The sequence below is a fragment of the Streptomyces sp. genome (assembly GCF_031178505.1).
Classification (GTDB): Bacteria; Actinomycetota; Actinomycetes; order Streptomycetales; family Streptomycetaceae; genus Streptomyces; species Streptomyces gulbargensis.
In genome coordinates, this window is sequence record NZ_JAPSIW010000964.1 from 1 (window position 1) to 2,137 (window position 2,137).

General features: G+C 78.6%; 2 protein-coding genes and 1 pseudogene. All 3 read right to left on the reverse strand.

The window, feature by feature from the left end; translation table 11 throughout:
* Window positions 1-452 precede the first annotated feature (452 nt).
* Window positions 453-1,061: a helix-turn-helix domain-containing protein gene (locus tag RIF68_RS35120; RefSeq protein WP_375165793.1), complete on the reverse strand. Its 609-nt coding sequence runs from the start codon at window positions 1,059-1,061 to the stop codon at window positions 453-455.
* Window positions 1,062-1,206: 145 nt separating this feature from the next.
* A complete protein-coding gene (locus RIF68_RS35125) occupies window positions 1,207-1,908 on the reverse strand; it encodes a response regulator (RefSeq protein ID WP_309055612.1) in 702 nt (233 codons plus the stop codon).
* A pseudogene (locus RIF68_RS35130) lies at window positions 1,905-2,137 on the reverse strand (MFS transporter); the annotation flags it as partial. The pseudogene RIF68_RS35130 and the gene RIF68_RS35125, both read right to left, overlap by 4 nt.

Genomic DNA, 2,137 nt, shown 5'->3' on the forward strand with positions numbered 1-2,137 from the left:
CGTCGTCGGCGACCGCGCCGCCGCCGGGGCGAGGCTGGCCCAGGCGCCGTGCGCCCCCGACGCCGCGGGGCAGCTGTTCGCCTTCGACCGCCGCTGACGGGCGGGGCCGACGAGGCCGCCCCGCCCGGCGGGCCGCGAGGCCCGCGCCAGGCCCTCGGGAGCGCCGGGACCGCTCGCCGCCGCGGTGCCGGCGGCCCCGGTGCCGCGTGCGCGGGGTCGTCCCGCGTCCGCCGGCACCGCGAGGACCGGGCGCACCACCCCGGCGCGCGCCCCGGCCGGGGTACGACCGTTCCGCGAGCGGCACGCGCCGAGCACGGTGCCCGGCTCGGTCCGGCGCGCGAGCGGTGCGGGCCGGCGACCGCGTCGGGACCCGCGAGCGCGGCGGGCCGGGGCCGTGGTGGGGCTTCCTCCCGCACGGTCCCGCCGGGGCAGGCGTCGCCCCGCCCGCACCGCTACGCGCCGACGGCCGCCCAGAAGTGCTCGTTGATCTCCTCCAGGTAGGCGCGGCCCGCGTCGCCGGTCGCCCCGGAGGCGCCCCAGCTGCTGGTGGCCGCCATCCGCGCGTGGTACTCGGCGTGCAGCCGCTGGAGGGCGGACTCCACGAGGGCCTTGGGCAGCGGCAGCATCTTCACCGCCGGTTTCACGTACGCCTGCCACCGCGTGGTGGCGGCGTCCCGCAGCAGCGCGGCGAGCCGTTCGTCGCCGCCGGTCGCGGTGATCAGCGCGCGCGGACCGAGCCCGAGGCACTCCGCGAGGGCGGCCGTCTGCCGCTCGGTACCGCGCCAGCGGCCCTCGTCCTCCATGCGCCGGTACGCCTGCTCGGTGACGCCCACGCGCCGCGCGAGCTCCTCGGCGGACAGGCCACGGGCCATCCGGTGCTCGCGCAGGGTGGTGGCGGCGGCGATCAGATCGGCGGAGGAACACCACAGAACGCCCGCGAGGGCCGTCAGCTCCTGTTCGGTGGGGGCGAGCCGGCCGCGTTCCCAGGCGGCGACCGTGTCGGGGGTGACGAACATGCCGTACTGGGCGCGCAGCCCGTACGCCACATGGCCGTGGGTCATGCCGAGGCCCTCACGCAGTCGTCGCGCGGCCGGGGCGTTGAAGGGCGGGGAGGGATGGTGCACCCGGCCACGGTAGGTGCGGAGGGTGACGGCTGGCTACGGTGTGTTCGTCCGACGTGGCAGGTCGTAGGAACATGGGAACCGATCAGTAACCGCGGCCCCCCGAGCCGAGCCACCGGTACTGCAGTTCCGGGCGGCCGATCTGCCCGTACTGCGGGGCCCGCCCCGCCCGGCCCTGGGCCACCAGGTGCTCCAGATAGCGGCGGGCGGTGATCCGCGAGATGCCGACGGCGGCCCCGGCCTCCGCGGCGGTGAGCCCGTCCGGCGCCTCACGGAGCGTACGGGTCACCGCCTCCAGGGTGGGGGCGCTCAGCCCCTTCGGCAGGGCGGCGGGGTGCGGGGCGCGGAGGGTGGCGAGGGCCCGGTCCACCTCGTCCTGCCCGGAGGCCTCCCCGGCGGCCGCGCGGAACTCGGCGTACCGCACGAGACGGTCCCTGAGCGTGGCGAAGGTGAAGGGCTTCAGGACGTACTGGACGACGCCCAGCGACACGCCCTCGCGGACGATCGCCAGGTCGCGCGCCGAGGTGACGGCGATGACGTCGGCGGAGTACCCGGCGGCGCGCAGGGCCCGGAGCAGTCCGAGCCCGTGCCCGTCGGGCAGGTACAGGTCGAGCAGGATCAGGTCCACCTGCCGCCGCTCGAGCAGCCGGACGGCGGCGGCCCGCGAGTGGGCCACCCCGACGACCTCGAAGCCCTCCACGCGTCCGGCGTACAGGGCGTGCGCGTCGGCGGCGACGGGGTCGTCCTCGACGACGAGCACCCGGAGGGGGGCGGGGCCGGCACTCACGCGCGCTCCTCCCCGCCGCCGGTCGTCCCGGCGCGACCGGCCGAGACGACGGCGGGGCCGGAGTCCGGGACCGGACCGGCACCCGGGAGTGCGCCCGCCGGCGCCGCCGGGGCGGAATCCGGGACGAAGCCGGGGACCGAGCCCGCCGGCGCCGCCGGGCCGGAGTCCGGGGCCGAGCCGGCATCCGGGCCGGAACCCGGGACCGGGCCGGAACCCGGGACCGGGCCGG

Coding starts and splice junctions, on each gene's coding strand:
- RIF68_RS35120 (WP_375165793.1), bottom strand. CDS start 1,061: ATGACCCACGGCCATGTGGCGTACGGGCTGCGCGCCCAGTACGGCATG.